The 17496-nt window shown below is 70.1% G+C and carries 14 protein-coding genes and 1 pseudogene; 7 read left to right on the top strand and 8 right to left on the bottom strand.

What is annotated here, in order from left to right:
- Nucleotides 1-28 precede the first annotated feature (28 nt).
- On the bottom strand, nucleotides 29-1966 hold the full coding sequence (locus MET9862_RS19715) for a DEAD/DEAH box helicase family protein (protein WP_244612807.1): 1938 nt from the start codon (nucleotides 1964-1966) through the stop codon (nucleotides 29-31).
- Nucleotides 1920-2186: a hypothetical protein gene (locus tag MET9862_RS19710; RefSeq protein WP_142584592.1), complete on the bottom strand. Its 267-nt coding sequence runs from the start codon at nucleotides 2184-2186 to the stop codon at nucleotides 1920-1922. The genes MET9862_RS19715 and MET9862_RS19710 overlap by 47 nt, the downstream gene beginning before the upstream one ends.
- Before the next feature lie 696 nt (nucleotides 2187-2882).
- On the opposite strand from MET9862_RS19710, the gene frc reads away from it, so the two are divergent.
- The gene (frc, locus tag MET9862_RS19705; protein ID WP_142584591.1) at nucleotides 2883-4160 is read left to right on the top strand and encodes a formyl-CoA transferase; all 1278 of its coding nucleotides are present in this window, start codon (nucleotides 2883-2885) and stop codon (nucleotides 4158-4160) included.
- Nucleotides 4161-4244: 84 nt separating this feature from the next.
- A complete protein-coding gene (locus tag MET9862_RS19700) occupies nucleotides 4245-5177 on the top strand; it encodes a methionyl-tRNA formyltransferase (protein ID WP_142584590.1) in 933 nt (310 codons plus the stop codon).
- Between the two features lie 146 nt (nucleotides 5178-5323).
- Here MET9862_RS19700 and MET9862_RS19695 read toward each other — a convergent pair whose 3' ends face one another.
- Nucleotides 5324-5986, bottom strand: coding sequence for a class II aldolase/adducin family protein (locus tag MET9862_RS19695; protein WP_142584589.1), 663 nt, complete (start codon nucleotides 5984-5986; stop codon nucleotides 5324-5326).
- 100 nt (nucleotides 5987-6086) lie between these two features.
- Nucleotides 6087-7364 carry an oxalate/formate MFS antiporter gene (gene oxlT, locus MET9862_RS19690; RefSeq protein WP_142584588.1) on the bottom strand — a complete coding sequence of 426 codons (1278 nt, stop codon included), beginning with the start codon at nucleotides 7362-7364 and terminating at the stop codon, nucleotides 6087-6089.
- Between the two features lie 445 nt (nucleotides 7365-7809).
- Here oxlT and MET9862_RS19685 point away from each other — a divergent pair, with 445 nt between their 5' ends.
- The 3 genes from MET9862_RS19685 to MET9862_RS19675 all read left to right on the top strand — a co-directional run bounded on the left by MET9862_RS19685 (nucleotide 7810) and on the right by MET9862_RS19675 (nucleotide 10416).
- On the top strand, nucleotides 7810-8502 hold the full coding sequence (locus tag MET9862_RS19685; RefSeq protein ID WP_142584587.1) for a GntR family transcriptional regulator: 693 nt from the start codon (nucleotides 7810-7812) through the stop codon (nucleotides 8500-8502).
- A 168-nt stretch (nucleotides 8503-8670) separates the two neighbouring features.
- Nucleotides 8671-9735 carry an HD-GYP domain-containing protein gene (locus MET9862_RS19680; RefSeq protein ID WP_185156939.1) on the top strand — a complete coding sequence of 355 codons (1065 nt, stop codon included), beginning with the start codon at nucleotides 8671-8673 and terminating at the stop codon, nucleotides 9733-9735.
- A gap of 192 nt (nucleotides 9736-9927) precedes the next feature.
- The gene (locus tag MET9862_RS19675) at nucleotides 9928-10416 is read left to right on the top strand and encodes a CAP domain-containing protein (protein ID WP_142584586.1); all 489 of its coding nucleotides are present in this window, start codon (nucleotides 9928-9930) and stop codon (nucleotides 10414-10416) included.
- Between the two features lie 149 nt (nucleotides 10417-10565).
- Here MET9862_RS19675 and MET9862_RS19670 read toward each other — a convergent pair whose 3' ends face one another.
- Both MET9862_RS19670 and MET9862_RS19665 read right to left on the bottom strand, forming a co-directional pair.
- Nucleotides 10566-12719: a TonB-dependent siderophore receptor gene (locus MET9862_RS19670; RefSeq protein ID WP_142584585.1), complete on the bottom strand. Its 2154-nt coding sequence runs from the start codon at nucleotides 12717-12719 to the stop codon at nucleotides 10566-10568.
- Between the two features lie 205 nt (nucleotides 12720-12924).
- A complete protein-coding gene (locus tag MET9862_RS19665) occupies nucleotides 12925-13899 on the bottom strand; it encodes a right-handed parallel beta-helix repeat-containing protein (protein ID WP_185156938.1) in 975 nt (324 codons plus the stop codon).
- Between the two features lie 148 nt (nucleotides 13900-14047).
- Between MET9862_RS19665 and MET9862_RS19660 the strand changes: the two genes are divergently transcribed.
- Nucleotides 14048-15484: a phospholipase D-like domain-containing protein gene (locus MET9862_RS19660; RefSeq protein WP_142584583.1), complete on the top strand. Its 1437-nt coding sequence runs from the start codon at nucleotides 14048-14050 to the stop codon at nucleotides 15482-15484.
- Between the two features lie 6 nt (nucleotides 15485-15490).
- Here MET9862_RS19660 and MET9862_RS19655 read toward each other — a convergent pair whose 3' ends face one another.
- A complete protein-coding gene (locus MET9862_RS19655) occupies nucleotides 15491-16267 on the bottom strand; it encodes an endonuclease/exonuclease/phosphatase family protein (RefSeq protein WP_142584582.1) in 777 nt (258 codons plus the stop codon).
- A 144-nt stretch (nucleotides 16268-16411) separates the two neighbouring features.
- Nucleotides 16412-16663 (bottom strand): hypothetical protein, encoded by a 252-nt coding sequence (locus tag MET9862_RS19650; protein ID WP_142584581.1) that lies wholly within the window; start codon nucleotides 16661-16663, stop codon nucleotides 16412-16414.
- A gap of 213 nt (nucleotides 16664-16876) precedes the next feature.
- Here MET9862_RS19650 and bchD point away from each other — a divergent pair.
- A pseudogene (gene bchD, locus MET9862_RS19645) lies at nucleotides 16877-17496 on the top strand (magnesium chelatase subunit D); the annotation flags it as partial.

Genomic DNA, 17496 nt, shown 5'->3' with positions numbered 1-17496 from the left:
AGGGGTAACCCCTCTCGACACCGCGACTTCAGGCCGGCGCCGCGATGGTGGCCGGCGCGTCCGCCCAGGCGCCGAGGGTCACGGTCCGGTCGCGGGCGACGGGGGGCTGGGCCGCGCCGTCCGGCACCGTCTCGGGCCGCGCGCCGCCGATCGCCGCGAAGGCGGCGCGCGCATCCGCGTCGGCGGTCACGCGGGTGAACAGGGCCCGGTCGAGGCAGGTCAGGCGTCCCCCGGCGTGGCGGGCATAGGCCTGCCCGCTCTGCGGATCGGCGAAGTCGACGCTGCGCATCCGCCGGACGCAGGCCCGCAGGAAGCCGGTGTTGCGCTCCGGCGCGAGGGCCGCTGCGTCCGGATAGACTGCGGCGGCCGAGCGCGCCTCGATGTCGATCTTCCGGTAGCGCTCGATCGCGAGCATGCCTGAGAGGTCGAGCACCACCATCGCCCCGTTCGTGCCGAAGGCGACGGTGCGCGGCCGGGCACCGAGCGGCACGCTGTTGTCCAGGAACTCGTAGTGGACTTCCTTGCCGGCGTTCAGCGCCCAGGTGAAGAACAGCTCCGGCATGCCGGTGAAGGCCTCGACGTTGTGGGCCAGGAGGTCGTCCACCGCCTTGTAGCGGCCGAACTGCTCGCCCCGGAGCCAGGCCCGCTCCACCGTCGCCTCGGGCGGCGTGATCATGAACAGCATGAACACCCGCCGGCCGAAGCGGGTGAGGAGCTGGCTGCCGTCCTGCGTGCCGGAGACGGCGTTGAAGCTGTCGAAGCGGAAGCGGTCGATCAGGAGATGGGAGATCCGCCCTTCCCGGCCCTTGCGCGCCATGTAGCGGTCCAGCTTGCGGTCGACGATCTCGACCTCGTGCCCGGTGAGCGTGCCGGCATAGCCGTAGGCGGCGCCGATGCTGTCGTAGTCGAGCAGGAACTTGCGCCAGATGTCCGGCGTGATCACCGCGAAATCGGACCAGGGCGTGCCGAGCCGCTCGGCGAAGGCGCGCTGCAGGGGGCGCATGGTGCTCTTGCCCGAGGCCGAGGCGCCCTTGACGTTCATCACGATCGGGTCGGCCTGGGGCCGCACGGCGGTGTAGCCCTCGCGCGCTACGGCCTCGGCGAACCACGGCTCGATCAGGCGGCCGATGCGGCGGCTGCCGAGATCGTTGACGGCGAGCACGGTCGCGAGCGCGGCGACGAGGCCCGGATCGCCGATCAGGCCGCCGCGATGGCGGATCAGGCTGGACACCACGCGGGCCAGGCCAGCCTGGGCGGCCTTTTCCACGGCATCGCCCGCGGCCTGCTCCGCCCAGGCCGCGAGATGGTCGAGGGCGCGGGTCTCGAGAGGCGGGGCCGGGCCCGGCGCTTCCTGCGACTTCCCGAGGCCGAGCAGGCCGAGCAGCCCCCGCCGGGGCGGCGCCTCGGCCGGCGCGGGACGCGCGTGAATCGCATCGAGCTCCGCGGCGACGCGCTGCGCGACCGCGTCGCGCACGGCCGCGTGCTCGGTGCGGATCTCATCCATATGCGGCTCGACATAGGCCGAGCGGATGCGGGCGACGATCGCCCGGAAATTCACGCCGAGATCGCCGTAGGTCTCGCCGACCGGGACCGAGAGGTCGGCCATCACGCGGATCAGCAATTCGTGGACGACGAGCCGCTCGGGCCGGAACGCCACCACCTCGGTGGGCGGCAGGCCGGAGAAGGCGCTCAGCTCCTGTGCCTCCGCGAAGGAGGTCGAGACATTGTCCGGGCGGAAGACGGTCGCGAGCGGCAGGAAGGCCCGCGGCAGCGTCGATTCGATGCCGGGGTTCCAGGGGCCGCGTGGCGGCCCGGCCGCGTCGCGATGCGGGGAGTCCTCCTCCGCTGCGACGCGGAGCCTGCGCGCGGCCGGCTCCGCTGCTGCCGACGGCGCGCCGGCAGGGGCCAGTGCGGCTGGATCAGGCGGCAGCGGGGGCCTCCCGGAACAGGGCGGTGCAGCCCGCATCCCGATGCATGCTCAGGATCGAGGCACGGTCGATCTCGGGATGCGCCTCGAGAACCGAGCGCACGCAGCCCAGCACCTTCTCATACTTGGTCGCGTCGTAGTTCCGCTCCAACGGACTGACCGCGATGTAGGTCTCGACCACCAGAACCCGCTCCGCGCGCTCGGGCGTGACTTCGACCGCGATCCAGGAAGCCTTGATCAGGCGACTGCTCGACAGCATGGAAGATCTCCTTGGACGCACCGCTGTCGCGGCTCTGTTTCACGCAGGATGAACGCGCTACGGCGCCTTGTGAAGCAATTTAATCCCTCTCTCCGTCAAGAAATCATCGATCTCGCTGTCGCGAGATCTTTTCGTGTGCAGTGCAGCGTGGTCCGATGCGCTGCTGAGCCGGGATCGAACCGGCTACAAATCAGTCGAACGGGCCGGGTGAGACAGCCGGACATGTTTGACACATGGCATCTGGTATGCCAACAGAAGCGTGTCGCGGTCGACGGGATCCGCGCGGGCCGGGTCGGGCGCGCGAGACCCGGCGCGTTGGGCAGAAACGACGATGCCGTCATGGGCGGCATCGCGAGTCATGGGAGGGAGCGGTCATGGGGCACAGCGCCCGCATCCGAGCCGGCAAGGCGGGCCGCACGGGCCTACCGAGCGAAGGCCGCCGCCGCCTCCAAATCCTGAGGGTTTCCTCCGGCCTCCGTCACGGCTCCGGGCTGCGCTCGGTCTCCCGCAGTGGCGCGCGGGGGCGGCTCATGTATCCGTGATCGCGTATACCAGATACACGTCGTGCGAAGGCGGTCCGCGCCCGGAGGGGGCTCCGGCGGACCGGCGAACAGGGTTCCGCGCGGACGGCGAAAGACCCGGCAGGGGCACGCCGCACCCGCATTCCGATCAACCGGTTTCAGGACGAGTAAGACGATGAGCAAGGCCCTGGAAGGCATCAAGGTTCTGGACTTCACCCACGTGCAGTCCGGTCCCACCTGCACGCAGCTTCTCGCCTGGTTCGGCGCCGACGTGATCAAGGTCGAGCGTCCCGGCGTCGGCGACGCGACCCGCGGCCAGCTCCAGGACATCCCGGATGTGGACAGCCTCTATTTCACGATGCTGAACCACAACAAGCGCTCGATCACGCTCGACTCCAAGAATCCCAAGGGCAAGGAGGTGCTCTGGCGCCTCATCAAGGAATGCGACGTGCTGGTGGAGAACTTCGCTCCCGGCGCGCTCGCCCGGATGGGCCTGACCTGGGAGAAGATCCACGAGACCAACCCGCGCATGATCCTCGCCTCGGTGAAGGGCTTCGGCCCCGGCCGCTACGAGGATTGCAAGGTCTACGAGAACGTCGCGCAGTGCGCCGGCGGCTCGGCCTCGACCACCGGTTTCCGCGACGGCATCCCGATGGTGACCGGCGCCCAGATCGGCGATTCCGGCACCGGCCTGCACCTCGCGCTCGGCATCGTCACGGCCCTGTTCCACCGCACCCATAGCGGGCTCGGCCAGAAGGTCGACTGCGCCATGCAGGACGGCGTGCTGAATCTCTGCCGCGTCAAGCTGCGCGACCAGCAGCGCCTGGCGCACGGCCCGCTCAAGGAATACAGCCAGTTCGGCGAGGGCGTTCCCTTCGGCGATGCCACCCCGCGCGCGGGCAACGATTCGGGCGGCGGCCAGCCCGGGCGCATCCTGAAGTGCAAGGGCTGGGAGCACGATCCCAACGCCTATATCTACTTCATCACGCAAGGGCCGGTCTGGGAGCCGATCTGCGACATCATCGGCGAGCCCGGCTGGAAGACCGACCCGGCCTACGCCACGCCCAAGGCGCGCCTGCCGCATCTCAACGAGATCTTCACGCGCATCGAAGCCTGGACGATGAAGCACGACAAGTTCGAGGCGATGGACATCCTCAACAAGTACGACATCCCCTGCGGTCCGATCCTGTCGATGAAGGAGATCGCCGAGGATCCGGCTTTGCGCGCCACCGGCACCGTGGTCGAGGTCGATCATCCGACCCGCGGCAAGCACCTGACGGTCGGCAACCCGATCAAGCTGTCGGCGAGCCCGACCGAGGTGGCGCGCGCGCCCCTGCTCGGCGAGCACACCGAGGAGATCCTGCGCGACGTGCTCGGCTACAACGAGTCCGAGATCGGCGAGATCGCCAATTCGGGCGCGATCGGCGCGGTGCAGAAGATCGCCGCGGAGTGATACGATCGGCGCCGCGGCCTTTTCCGGCCGCGGCGCCGTCGAGACCGAAGAGCGGATCGGCCGGCAGGCAGCGAAGGGACATTCATGCGCATCGCCTTCATCGGACAGCAGGATTTCGGCAAGGCCGTGCTTGAGGCCTTTCTGGAGCGCGGCGACACGGTCGCCGGCGTGTTCTGCGCACCCGAGAAGGCGGGCGCCAAGCCCGACATCTTGAAGGTCGCGGCCGAGGAGAAGGGGCTGCCGGTCTTCCAGTTCCCGAGCCTGAAGAGCCCCGAGGCCGAGGCGGCTATGCGCGGCCTGAATGCCGATATCGGGGTGATGGCCTACGTGCTGCAATTCGCGCCGCAGAGCTTCGTCAGCATCCCGACGCACGGCACGATCCAGTACCATCCCTCGCTGTTGCCGCAGTATCGCGGCCCCTCCTCGATCAACTGGCCGATCGCCAAGGGCGACACGGCCACCGGCCTGACGATCTTCCGGCCGACCGACGGCCTCGACGAGGGCCCGGTCATCCTCCAGAAGACCTGCGAGATCGGGCCCGACGACACGATCGGCGACGTCTACTTCAAGAGCCTCTTCCCGATGGGCGTGCAGGCGATGCTGGAGGCCGCCGACCTCGTGGTCGCGGGCGAGCATGTCGAGATCGATCAGGATGAGGACGCGGCGAGCTACGAGGGCTGGTTCCGCGCCGCCGAGGCCCGGATCAACTGGGCGAACCACGCCACCCAGGTCTACAACCTGATCCGCGCGGCCAACCCCGCCCCGGGCGCCTGGACCACCGTCAACGGCGCCAAGCTGCAGATCTTCGACGCGCGCCTGCATCCGACGCGGACGCTCAGTGCCGTGAAGGGCAAGCCCGGCGAGGTCGCGGCGATCGGCGACGAATCGATCCGCGTGACCGTCCAGGGCGGCCAGATCGAGGTGTTCCGGGTGAAGGCCGAGGGCGGCAAGAAGGTCTCGGCCGCAGCCTTCGCCCAGGAGAGCGGCCTCGCCGTGGGGACGATCCTCGGCACCTGAGAGCCTGCTTGAGCGGGAACGGGAGATGATGCTCGTCCCACCCATCCACCTCAGGACGAGGTCGAGGAGAGCATCCGCCGGATAAGAACCCCGCGCGATCTGCTCAAACGAGCTCCGAGACCGCGGATGGGAGAAGGCCGACGGCGTCAGTCCGGACGATCCTGCGCCTTCAGCCCGTAGCTCCTGAACTTCTCGACGTTCCGGGCGATCTCGTCGTCGGGCAGGATGACCGGCGTGCCGACCTGGAGCGCGACGGCGTATTGCCGGCAGAGCGTCTCCAGCTCCACCGCCAGCCAGAGGGCCTTCGGCAGGTCCGGCCCCGTCGCGATCATGCCGTGATTGGCCAGCAGGCAGCAGCTCCGCCCTTCCAGCGCCGCCAGGGCGTGCGCCGAGAGCTCGGGCGTGCCGAAGGTGGCGTAGGGCGCGCAGCGCACGGTCGGTCCGCCGGCGGCGGCGATCATGTAGTGCACGGCCGGGATCTCCTGGCGGCACATGGCGAAGGCCGTGCAGTAGATCGGATGGGCATGCACCACCGCGTTGACGTCCGGGCGGCGCGCCAGGATGTCCCGGTGGAAGCGCCATTCCGAGGAGGGCTTCAGCCGGTGGTCGTAGGCGCCGTCGAGTTCCATGAACACGATGTCGTCGGCGCTCATCGTCTCGTAGGGCAGGCCGGAGGGCGTGATCAGCAGGCCGTCCTCCCAACGCAGGCTGATATTGCCGGCCGTGCCCTGGTTGAGCCCGAGCCCGTTGAGGCTGCGCGCCGCCTCCACGATGGCCGTGCGGACCTTGAAAGCGTCGTGCCGCGCCATGCGCGCCCCCGGAAAACGAAAGGACCCGGCGCCGCGGGGCGCCGGGTCCGATGCCTAGCCCAAGGCCGGCTCTAGCCCAAGGCCAAGCCGAGCCCTCCCGCTACTGGGCGGCCACCGTCTGGATCGGCGCCTCGGCCGACTTGGTGTAGTGCGCGCGCATCGGCTTGAGCACGAACAGGGCCATGAAGGCGGCCAGGATGTTCAGGCCCGCGGCGAGCAGGAACACCGTGTGCCAGGAGCCGGTCATGGTGGTCAGCACGCTGGTATAGGGCACGATGAGCGCGGCGGTGCCCTTGGCGGTGTAGAGCAGGCCCGCATTGGTGGCCGCGTACTTCGTGCCGAAGGTGTCGCCGCAGGTCGCGGGGAACAGCGAGTAGATCTCGCCCCAGGCGAAGAACACGAGGCCGGTCAGGATCACGAAGGCGATCGGGTCGTGACCGAAGACGCTGAGCGCGTAGATGCCGACGCCCTCGATGCCGAAGGACAGGAACATCGTGTTCTCGCGGCCGATATGGTCGGAGACCCAGCCGAAGAACGGGCGCGTCACGCCGTTGAGGACGCGGTCGAGGGTGGCCGCGAAGGTCAGCGCCGGCAGGGTGATGCCGAGCAGGCTCACCGGGACGTCGGCGATGTGGAAGTCCTTCGCGATCGGTCCGAGCTGCGCGGTCGCCATCAGGCCGCCCGCGGCCATCATCACGAACATCGCGTACATCACCCAGAAGATCGGCGTCTTCACCATCTCGGACGGCTTGTAGTCGCGCCGGCTCTGGCTGACCTTGGCCACGGTCGGGAGCGTGCCGGCCTTCGGCGCCTTGAGGAACAGGGCGATCGCCATGACGATGATGCCCTGGCCGATGCCGAACCAGAAGAAGGCGGCCTCGTAGCCCTGGGACTTGATCATCGCCTGGATCGGCACGACCGTGAGCGCCGAGCCCGCGCCGAAGCCCATGGCGGTGAGGCCGGCGGCGAGGCCGCGGCGGTCCGGGAACCACTTCAGCGAGTTGCCGACGCAGGTGCCGTAGACTGCGCCCGCGCCGGTGCCGCCGATGGCCGCCGCGACGTAGAGCAGCCCGAGGCTGTCGGCGTAGGAGTTCATGATCCACGAGATGCCGCAGAGCAGGCCACCGAACAGGGTGACGATCCGCGGACCGTACTTGTCGACGAACCAGCCCTCGACCGGGACCAGCCAGGTCTCGGTGACGACGAAGAGCGTGAACGCGATCTGGATCGCGGCACGGTCCCAGCCGTGACGCTCCTGCATCGGGTTCACGAAGAAGGTCCAGCCGTATTGCATGTTCGCGATCATGCACATGCACACGATCCCGAAGACCAGTTGCAGCCAGCGGCCGCGGCCTATCCCTACCTCGGACTCAGACATGGGTGTTCCTCCTAATGCTTCTCGAGCGGTGTCTGCGTTTTCTCGTTCTTGTCGGGTGCCGCAAAATCAGTCATGCACGAGCGTCCGCGGGTCTTAATCCGCGACCTCACATGGTCGACGGTATACCAGTTGCGATTTTGTGCCGAATCTCACCTCTCTGTCAATCGCCATGGAATAAAAGTGCAGGCGGCCTGAAACGCCCCGCTCTCGGGCACGGAGACGTGTCGGTCGCCCTGTCCCCAGCCTGCGGCGGGCCGGCTCCTACGCAGCGGATTTGACACGTGGTATGCCCAATACCGATATAGGGAGAGGTCGGGTCGGCGCGGATGCGCGGCTCTCTGTGGGCTTTCGCAATCGCCCGCTAGGAGCCGAATACGGATTCCGCTAGGTCTCGGTTGGGAAGCGGTCGCAGAGCCGCGGTCATGCAACAGACTCTGGGTCCAGGATGTCGAACACGGAACAGTTCAGCATCAAGCCGATCGTCGCGACGTCGAGCCTGCGCACGCTGGCCTATGAAGCGCTGAAGCAGGCTATCACGAACATGGACCTGTATGGCCGGCCCGACGAGGTCCGGCTCGACGAGCGCAAGCTCTCGCAGGATCTCGGCGTCAGCCGCACCCCCGTGCGCGAGGCGCTGACCGTGCTGGAGCAGGAGGGCTTCGTGCGCTCCGAGGCGCGGCGCGGCATCTTCGTGATCAAGAAGACGAAGGCCGAGATCGTCGGGATGATCCACGCCTGGGCGGCGCTGGAGAGCATGGCGGCGCGCCTCGCCTGCTCCCGGGCGAGCGACGCGCAGCTCAAGTCGCTGCGCGACGAGTTTCCCGAATTCTACGAGGGCCGCCCGTCCGAGCACATCGACGAGTACTCGGACGCCAACATCCGCTTCCACCAGAAGATCATCTCGCTCGGCCAGTGCGAGGTCATCGCCGGCCTGTCGAGCAATCTGCTGATGCATGTCCGCGGCATCCGCAACACGGCCCTGCGCCAGGGCGAGCGCGCCGAGAAGTCGATCCGCGAGCACGTGGCGATCATCAAGGCCCTCGAGGCGCGGGAGACCGGGCGGGCGGAGCAGCTCGTACGGGACCACGGCCTCGGCCTCGCCCAGCACGTCGACACCTACGGGCACTACCTCGACTGAGACGCCGCCGGGCCTGTCCGGCCGACCGGAGGCCGGTCCGATCTCGTGAATGTGTTGCGCCGGCTGGGCGATTCGCGGACCTGCGTGGTCTGCGCAAGGATTCGCTCACCAATTCGGTGCTATGGTCAATAAACCGTTGACCCATAGCGAGCCGTCGAGGGCGCTGACGTGGCACTGGGCGCCCGCATCGAGGACGATCCCTTCGTCCTGCTGCTCTCGGACCGGCCGTCCGAGCGAGCGGCACTCGCGCGCGCCATCGGCCATGTCATCACCTGCCTGACCGCCGAGACCGGGGAGGCCCTGCCCGGCCGCGGCGCGGCGCGGCTCGCGGTGATCGACCTCGATGCCGCGGGACTCGCCACCGCTTCGACCATCCTCGACCAGGGCCCGTGGCGCAGCGTGCCCCGCCTGGTGCTGGCCCGCAGCGACAGCCGCCCGGTGCGGCTGCCGGCCGCCTCCCGCGTCCTGCCCGTCGCGGCCCCGCGCGAGACGGTGCTCGCCGGCATCTTCGCGATGATCGAGGCGGCCACCCGCGACGTCCGTGCCCGCGGCCGCAAGCTGCACGAGCAGGGCGCGGCGGCCACCGGAATCGTGGCCGACCTGTTCGACAGCGCGGCGCTCGGGGCCCGGATCGACCCGGCCGCGATCGAGCAGGGGACGGAGATCGTGCTGGCGGCCGTGTCCGAGGCGGGGATCCGCACCTGGCTCGACATCGTCTGGCGCCACGATGCCGGCGTCTACCAGCACACCTTGAGCGTGGCGGGCTACGCGGCCGCCTTCGGCGCGGTGCTCGGCCTGAACGGAGCCGACCAAGAGCGCCTCGCGCGGGCCGCGCTCCTGCACGATATCGGCAAGTCGCGGATCCCAGCCGAGATCCTGAACAAGCCGGGCCGGCTCTCGCCCGAGGAATGGCGCCTGATGTGCCGGCATCCCGTGATCGGCGCGGACCTCCTCGAAGCCCAGGGCATCGAGCCGGAGGTGATCGCGGTGGTGCGCCACCATCACGAGCGCATCGACGGAATGGGCTATCCGGACCGTCTCGCCGGGCCCGCCATCTCCGACCTCACCCTGCTCACCGCGATCTGCGACGTGTTCTCGGCGCTGACCGAGCGGCGGGCCTATCGCAAGCCTCTGGCCCCGCGCGAGGCGCTGGCCGCCATGGCGGCCGAGCGTGGCCATCTCGACCCGGCGCTCCTGCGCGCGTTCGCGCCGGTGGCCGAGCAGGGGACCTGACCGAGGCCCACCGCGGGACCGGTTCATGGCGATGTCGACGCGCCGGTGAGGGGCCGGGCGCACCGAGGCGCCCGGCGGCGTGACGCCCATGCCACACCGGGCGGGCGCGATGGCGCGGCGGCCGGCGCCGCCCCGCTTTCGCCGCAGCCGCAGACAAGGGAGGCGCCTCCCCGTCACGCGACCCGCCTTGCCGTGCAGACCTTCCGCGCCGCCCTCCTCGCCTGCCTCGTCCTCGGCCTCTCGGCCTGCGGGACCCCCGCGATCCTGCCCGAATCGGCAGGGCCCGTGACGCCCGTGGTGCTCGACGAGGCCGCCGCCGCGGCGGCGATCTCGCGCTACCGGGCGCAGCACGGGCTCGGCCCGGTCACGATCGATCCCGGCCTCGTGACGGCCGCCGCCTTCCAGGCGGGCAACAACGCCCGGGCCGGCCAGCTCAGCCACGATCTCGGCGGCACCTTCACCTCGCGCATGGCCGCCGCCGGCCTCGGGCGGACCCACACGGCCGAGAACCTGAGCGCGGGCTCGGAGACCTTCGATCAGGTGCTCGCCCGCTGGAAGGCCTCGCCCCAGCACAATGCCAACATGCTGATCCCGCAGATCCGCCGCATCGGCATCGCCCGGGTCGATGCGCCCGGCACCCGCTACCGCCGGTTCTGGGCGCTGGTCATGGCAGGGGGTTGAGCAGGCGGCCAGTTATACACGCTAACCGAGCGAGGGTGCCGCATTGTCCTTCGCGGGACCGGCAGCCTCGTCCGCGGACAACGCCTTAGAGTGCGCTCCGCCGAAGTGGATGCCGGTTCGGCGAAAGAGAGCGCGTTAAAACAATGGCTCTAGAACCGGGCCGCCACACCGCCCATGATCGTCCGGGGCGCGCCCGGTGTCGCGTAGCGGTTCTGATAGGCACGGTCGTAGTAGGTCGTGTCGAGCAGGTTGTCGACGTTGAGGTAAATCCGCACCTCCGGCGTGATCCAGTAATACGAAATCAGGTTGAAAATCGTGTATTCCGGCAACCGGAAGGTCGAGAGCGCAGTGCCGGCCGCACGTTGGCCGACATAGGTCACGCCAGCACCCAGGCCGAGGCCACGCAGATCCGGCCCTTGGAACTCATAGACGCTCTGGACGGCGAGACTGTCCGCGGGGATGTTGGCGATCCGTGTCCCAACCGGCAGCGTTGTGTTGCGCGAGACCGCGGCGTCGGCGTGCGTGTAGGTGCCGAACACGCGCCAGCCGGGTGATAGATTGCCTGCGACGGTCAGATCGAAGCCCCGGCTGCGAACCTCACCGGTCGCGACGCTGAAGTTCGGATCGACGGGATCGACGGTGAGGACGTTGGTGCGCCGAATATCGAACAGCGCCGCCGTGGCGCTCAAGGTCCCGTCGAGGAGGCTGAGCTTCGCGCCAGCTTCGTAGCCCTCGCCCTGCTCGAAGGCGAAGGGCCGGCCCGCCCGGTCCGTGCCGGTGTTCGGCCGGAAGGAGCGGCCGTAATTGCCGTAGAGCGAGACCGCGTCGGTCAGATCGTAGACAAGGCCGAACCGCGGCGTTGCGACGGTCCCTTGGAGGCTCGTGGTGCGGCCGGTCCGATAATCCGTCGAGACGAGGCCGAGATCCTCCACGCGCACGCCGACGAGGGCGTGGAGACGCGCGGTGATGTCGATCTGGTCTTGGATGTAGCCCCCGAAACTCTGCGTGTTCTGGAGGAAATTGGTGATCGAGACCGGCGGCGGCAGTGGAACTTGCCCGTAGCGGGGCGCGAGCAGGTCGAGGACGAACGGATTGGTGTTCACGTTCGAGCGGTTGAAATTCTCTCGGTACCGGAAGCTGTCGTACTCGAAGCCCATCAGGAGGGTGTGGCGGAGGGCGCCGGTCTCGAACTTGCCCGCGAGGTTGAGCTGAAGGTCCAGATCGGCCCAGCTCAAGTCGCGAGGCTCGAAGGTGCGCCGCAGGGTGCGCCCGTCGCCGAGCACGTTTGTGGCGCCCACGCCGGCGCCGTGGATACGGCCGCCGAGTCCTTGCGCGCCCGCGGTCACCACCCAATCCGGGTCGAGCCGGTGCTCGATGCGGAGCTGGCCGAGCGCGTTGTCGTTGCGGGTCTGCGGGATGCCTGGCTCGCCGATGAAGCGGTTCCGCGGCACGGCGCCCAGATTGCCGTTGATCGGCACGATACCGCGGTCGAAAGTCGCCGCGGAGCTCAGCACCTCGCCTTCCAGGGTGATCGTGGTATCGGCCGACGGCTTCCAGGCGATCACCGGGGCGAGATAGTAGCGGTCGCTGTGCACGAAGTCGCGGAAGCTGCCGTTGTCCTCGACCGCGCCCGTGAGGCGGGCGAGAACCCGGCCCTCCTGATCGAGAGGACCCGTGGCATCGACGGTGCTGCGCTTCTGGTTGAAGCTGCCGTACTCGGTTCCGATCGTGAGGGAGCGCTCGGCCAGGGGCTGCTTGGTGACGATGTTGAAGGTGCCGCCCGGATCGCCGCGCCCGTAGAGGAAGGCCGAGGGCCCCTTCAGAACCTCGATCCGCTCGATCGAGGCAATGTCGGGCGAGTTCGGGTAGCCGCGATTGATCGGGAAGCCGTTGCGGTAATAGTCGCCCGTGAAGAAGCCGCGGATGGTGAACTCGGTCAGGCCGAGCCCCCCGAAATTGTTCGCCCGGCCGACGCCGGCGAGGTCGAGCGCGCTGTCGACACGGGTCGCGGCGGCGTCTTTGAGAACCTGATCGGGCACGACCACGACCGTCTGCGGCACCGCGCGCAGCGGCGTATCGGTGCGCGTGGCGCTGACGCTGTCCCTGGCGAGATAGCCATCCGCCTTGCCGGCTGGTCCAACATTGCCGAGCACCGACAATTCGTCGAGCTGCACCTCCTGAGAGGCGTCGGCCGCGCCGCGAGCCGCGGCCGAGCTCGATGCGATGGCGATCAACGACCCCGATTGGACCGCGAGCACGAGGGCGACCGAAGCGGCCGGTGCACGGAGGGGTCTGATTTTCATGTTCGAGACGGCCACGGACGCACACCAACCTGGATCAGCGTTCGGCCGTTACAATCCGGAAACACATACGGTCAAGCTTGGCCGACCATGTCCAAAAAAACCTCGTTCATAGGTTTCTAAGGGCGCATTCGCGTCGCCTTGAAGCCCTATAATCCTCGGCCTCGCAAGCGTGTGCCCCGCCCCGCGCTCGCAGGGGCGTCCGCGACTACTCCACCCGGTTCGGCGCCACGACGTTCCCCGTGCCTCCGTCTGCATTGTCGAGGCTGCTGCCGAATGGGTAGCCGGCATCCTCGCCGCAATAGAGTCGCCAGCCGTTGCGGGAATTGACCACGATGGCGTCCGCCCCGAACAGGCCGACGCCGCGGAAGACGTTGCCGGTGATCACGTTGTCGGACGGGGTCTGGTGGCGCACCGTGCCCCCCTCCCCGCAATTCCGGTAGAGCCGCACGCCGCCCTGGCCGCTCAGCGTGAAGCGGTTGCCGGTGATGCGGTTGCGCGCCGAGCCGTCCACCGCGATCGCCTCGCGCCCGGTCTCGGCGACGACGTCGTTGTCCTCGATCCGGTTCTCGGCGCTCTCGGCGTCGAGATAGAGGGCGGTGGCAACCGTGCGGCCGGCGAGCCGCGAGCCCGTCAGCGTCACGCGGGTCACGCCGGGGCCGAGATAGAGCGGGATCGGGCCGGACGCGGTGATCGTGGTGCCGCTGATGGTGATGTCGGTCGGCGCGGCCGCTTGCGCCCGCTCGGTATGGCCGAGGCTGTGCGAGGATTCGCGGAGCGCCGGCGCCTGCCCGTTCACGCCCATGCCCCAGATCCGGACATGGCCGAACACCGCGCAGTCGCGGATCGTGATGCCGGAGGGCCGCTCCCAGGACTCGCCCGGCCGAGACGGCGGCCGGGAGCGGATGGCGACCGTGACCGCGTCGAGGCGGGCGGGCTCGCCCGGCCTGCCGATCGCCGCGCCCGCGCAGTCGAGGGTGACGCCGGAGGCGGCCCGCCCTTCGAGCACGATGCGCTTCAGCACCCGGTCGCCGGGGGCGAGGCGCACGGAGCAGGTGAGCGCGACGCTGTCCCCGTCCGCGCTGGGCGGCGCGAGCAGGCGCGCGCGGGTTGCGGGATCGCAGGCGGCGGCCACCCGCGCGGTGAGGGCCGGCGGGGCGGGCGGCAGGATCGGCATCGGCATGGGCGGGCCCCTCGCAGCAGAGCCCGGCATTTTCGGGACGGGCCCCGCCCCCGCCTCGGCGACCTGCGGAAAACTCCGAACGGGTGCCCTGCCCGGCGGCGCGGCGCGCCTATATCGGCACCGGGCATCCCGAACGGAACATGGCTCCTTGGAAGACGCACTGATCCGCTGGGTCCAGTCCACCGCCGTCCTGCGGGCCGACGTCCTCGCCGTCATCGGCACGCTGCTGGCGCTCGCCGTCACGGTGCACGCGCTGATGCGCAAGCGGCGGGTCAGCGTCGCGGTGGCCTGGGTCGGCCTCGCCTGGCTCACGCCGATCCTCGGCACCGTGCTCTACCTGATGTTCGGCATCAACCGGGTGACGCGGCGCGCCCGGCGCCTGCGCACCAAGCCCTCCGAGGCGCTGGAGGCCCCGAGCCAGGAGGATGCGGTGGTGCCCCGCATCCTGTGGCCCCTCGACCGGGCCTTGCGCCGCATCACCGGCCTGCCTGCGCTCGCCGGCAACGCGGTGCGCCTCTACCGCAACGGCGACCAGGCCTACCCGGCCATGCTCGAGGTGATCGATGGGGCCCGCGAGAGCCTCGTCTTGACGAGCTACATCTTCCGCGACGATCCGACCGGCCGCACCTTCTGCGACGCGCTCGCCCGGGCGAAGGCGCGCGGCGTCGCGGTGCGGGTGATCATCGACGGCATCGGCGGCGGCTATTTCCGCGCGCTCGCCTACCGCCGCCTGCGCGCGGCCGGGGTGCCGGCGGGCCTGTTCATGCACTCGGCCCTGCCCTGGCGGATGCCCTTCCTCAACCTGCGCAACCACAAGAAGCTGCTGATCGCCGACGGGCGGATCGCCTTCACCGGCGGGGTCAACATCTCGCAGCCGAACCGCCTCGCCTCGCGGCCGGACCATCCGATCCGCGACACCCATTTCCGGATCGAGGGGCCGGTGGTCGAGCAGCTGATGATGGCCTTCGCCAGCGACTGGGCCTTCGTGGACGGCGAGATCCTGGACGGGCCGGCCTGGTTCCCCGACCTCGTTCCCCTGGGCCCGACCATCGCCCGGGCCGTGACCTCGGGGCCCGACGCCGATGTCGAGAAGATCGAATCGGTCATCCTGCACGCGCTCAACGGCGCCCGCGAGAGCGTGCGCCTCGTGACGCCCTACTTCCTGCCGGACGAGGTGGTGATGAGTGCCCTCGCGCTCGCGGCCGAGCGCGGCGTCACTGTCGACGTGGTCATCCCTCGCCGCAGCGACCATCCCTTCGTGGACTGGGCGACGCGCGCCCACGTGCCGCCGCTCCTCAAGAGCGGGGTCCGGATCTGGCTCGACGAGCCACCCTTCGACCATTCCAAGGCGCTGGTGATCGACGGCGCGTGGTGCTTCGTCGGCAGCGCCAACTGGGACATGCGCAGCTTCCGCCTGAACTTCGAGCTGAACGTCGAGCTCTACGACGCGGCGATGGCGGCGGAACTCGGGCGCTTCATCGCGGGCAAGATGGAGACGCAGCTTCTCTTGGGCGACATCGTCGCGCTGCCGCTGGCCGTGCGCCTGCGCAATGCCGCGGCGCGGCTGATGCTGCCTTATCTGTGATCCGTCCTACCGGTGATCCTTGCGGCGCCGGATCGAGGCCGAGAGGCGGTTGGCGAAGCGGTCCATCGGCGTCGGCCGGAGGCGCACCGGCCGCTCCGCCTCCGGCGCCTCGCGCAGGTGCACCACGATCGGCCGGTGGTCCGAGGGACCGCGCGGCAGCACCGCCCGCTCGTGGCAGGCGAGGCCGCGCACGAGGCAGCGGTCGAGGCGCAGCGGCACCATCTGCGCCATCGCGTGGGTCGGCGCGCGCGGCCCCACATCGCGGAAGCCCGGCATCAGGGCCGGGCCGACGATGTTGTAGTCGCCGAGGATTGCGGCCCGCTCCGGCAGCGTCGCGATGATGCGGCGGAGCTGGCGCCGGTTCAGCACCTGGCCATGCGAGAGATGGACGTTGGCGACGCCGACGCCGCCGAAATCGAGCACTTGGCAGACGCGGTCGAACATCGCGCCGGAGGGCAATTCGATCACCCGGGGCTGCACGGTCCAGGGTGTCGGACTCCACATGGCGAGGCCGTGAATCCGATTCGGCAGCTGCGCCCAGGCATAGGCGCCGCCGACCCGGTCCGGCAGGGCGCCGATGCAGCGCGTTGCCTCCTGCATCAGCAGCAGGTCGGGCCTCTCCTGCTCGATCAGGGCGACGAGGTCGCCCACCGCCGCGCCGGTTCGGCGCAGGAGGTTCCAGCTCACGATCTTCCAGGTGGTCGCGTCCCGGTCGGCCTGAGCGAGGGGCTCGGCCGCGACCGAGGCGAGGCCGATCGGCCGGGAGCGAGTCTTGTCGAGCATGCCGGAGCGGGTCTCTTCCTCGGCGCGGCGAATCGGCGGGGCCGTGCCTTAACGCGGTTGCGGCCGCTCCGTTCGCCGATTCGGCGAGCGCCGGATGACAACGGCCCGGGACTGCGGCCCGCCCGAGCGGATTTTTTTCGTACCCTAGCGGCAGGGCTGGCCCGGCGGGCAGGGGCGATGGCCGCCACCGCCCGGAGGCGGACCGGCCGGCCGCTGCGGCATGGGGGCCCGCTGCATCGCCTGCTGATGCTGGGCGGCCTGCTGGCGCTGCTGCATCGCCTGCTGACGCTGCGCGGCCTGCATCTGCATCATCTGCTGGCGCTGGGCGGAGTGCTGCATCTGCTGGGCGCGCATCGCCTGGGCCTGCTGGGCCCGAGCCGCCTGCATCTGCTGCATCGCCTGCATCCGGCCGGCCTGACGCGCTTGGGCTTGGGCTTGAGCCCGGGCCTGCTGCGCCTCGGCCCTGCTCCGCCTCTTCCGGACGCCGGGTTCCCCTCTCCCGACCCGCTTCGCGGGCCACCCTCCCCCGCAGAGGGGGGAGGGCTGGAGTTTGGGAGCACCGTCGGTGGCCTGGGCGTTGAAGGCCGAGCCTCGGCGCATGAGGAACACTTGCCGCGTCCCGATCCCGCCGCCGACCCTGTCGCCGCCCTCTGCACCGCCGCCGCCGCCCTCGGCATCGCCTCGCCGCGGGCGCCGCTCCTGGCCCTGCGGGTGGGGCGTGCCATCACGGGCGCCCATTCCAGTACACCGCCCGGATACGCCTCGGTCCCCGAGCCGGGCGAGGCGGCGCTGACCGAGGCGGCCCGCCTCGTCCTGGCGCATCGCGCCACCTCCCTGCCCGCCCCGGAGGCACCGCCGCAGGACGGGCCGGACGACGCGCCGGAGCCGGACTCCGCCGAGACTCCCGAACCGCCCGAGGATCCCGGCCACGCGCCGGAGCCGCCCGGCGACGTGGTGCTCGCCGCCGTGCGCGCGGCGATCCCGCCCGACCTGCTCGCCCGGCTCGAAGCCGGCGCGCCCGTCTCCGGCCCCCGGGCCGGGCGCTTCGGTCCGGCGAAGGCCGATCCGCGCGGCGGCCGGCCCGCGGGCGCGCGGCCGGGCGACCCGCGCCGGGGGCGGCTCGACCTCGTCGCGACGCTCCGCGCCGCCGTTCCCTGGCAGCGCCTGCGGCAGGGTTCACAACCGGGCTTGCGGCCGATCCGCATCCGCGCGGAGGACCTGCGCATCCG

This window comes from Methylobacterium symbioticum (assembly GCF_902141845.1).
Taxonomy (GTDB): Bacteria; Pseudomonadota; Alphaproteobacteria; order Rhizobiales; family Beijerinckiaceae; genus Methylobacterium; species Methylobacterium symbioticum.
Note: the sequence above shows the minus strand (reverse complement) of the source record. Positions and strands in the feature narration are given on the sequence as shown.

Coding starts and splice junctions, on each gene's coding strand:
- MET9862_RS19695 (WP_142584589.1), bottom strand. CDS start 5,986: ATGGCGCGGCACGACGCTTTCAAGGTCCGCACGGCCATCGTGGAGGCG.
- MET9862_RS19685 (WP_142584587.1), top strand. CDS start 7,810: ATGTCGAACACGGAACAGTTCAGCATCAAGCCGATCGTCGCGACGTCG.
- MET9862_RS19650 (WP_142584581.1), bottom strand. CDS start 16,663: ATGCAGCAGATGCAGGCGGCTCGGGCCCAGCAGGCCCAGGCGATGCGC.
- oxlT (WP_142584588.1), bottom strand. CDS start 7,364: ATGTCTGAGTCCGAGGTAGGGATAGGCCGCGGCCGCTGGCTGCAACTG.
- MET9862_RS19670 (WP_142584585.1), bottom strand. CDS start 12,719: ATGAAAATCAGACCCCTCCGTGCACCGGCCGCTTCGGTCGCCCTCGTG.
- frc (WP_142584591.1), top strand. CDS start 2,883: ATGAGCAAGGCCCTGGAAGGCATCAAGGTTCTGGACTTCACCCACGTG.
- MET9862_RS19700 (WP_142584590.1), top strand. CDS start 4,245: ATGCGCATCGCCTTCATCGGACAGCAGGATTTCGGCAAGGCCGTGCTT.
- MET9862_RS19655 (WP_142584582.1), bottom strand. CDS start 16,267: ATGCTCGACAAGACTCGCTCCCGGCCGATCGGCCTCGCCTCGGTCGCG.
- MET9862_RS19715 (WP_244612807.1), bottom strand. CDS start 1,966: ATGCGGGCTGCACCGCCCTGTTCCGGGAGGCCCCCGCTGCCGCCTGAT.
- MET9862_RS19710 (WP_142584592.1), bottom strand. CDS start 2,186: ATGCTGTCGAGCAGTCGCCTGATCAAGGCTTCCTGGATCGCGGTCGAA.
- MET9862_RS19665 (WP_185156938.1), bottom strand. CDS start 13,899: ATGCCGATGCCGATCCTGCCGCCCGCCCCGCCGGCCCTCACCGCGCGG.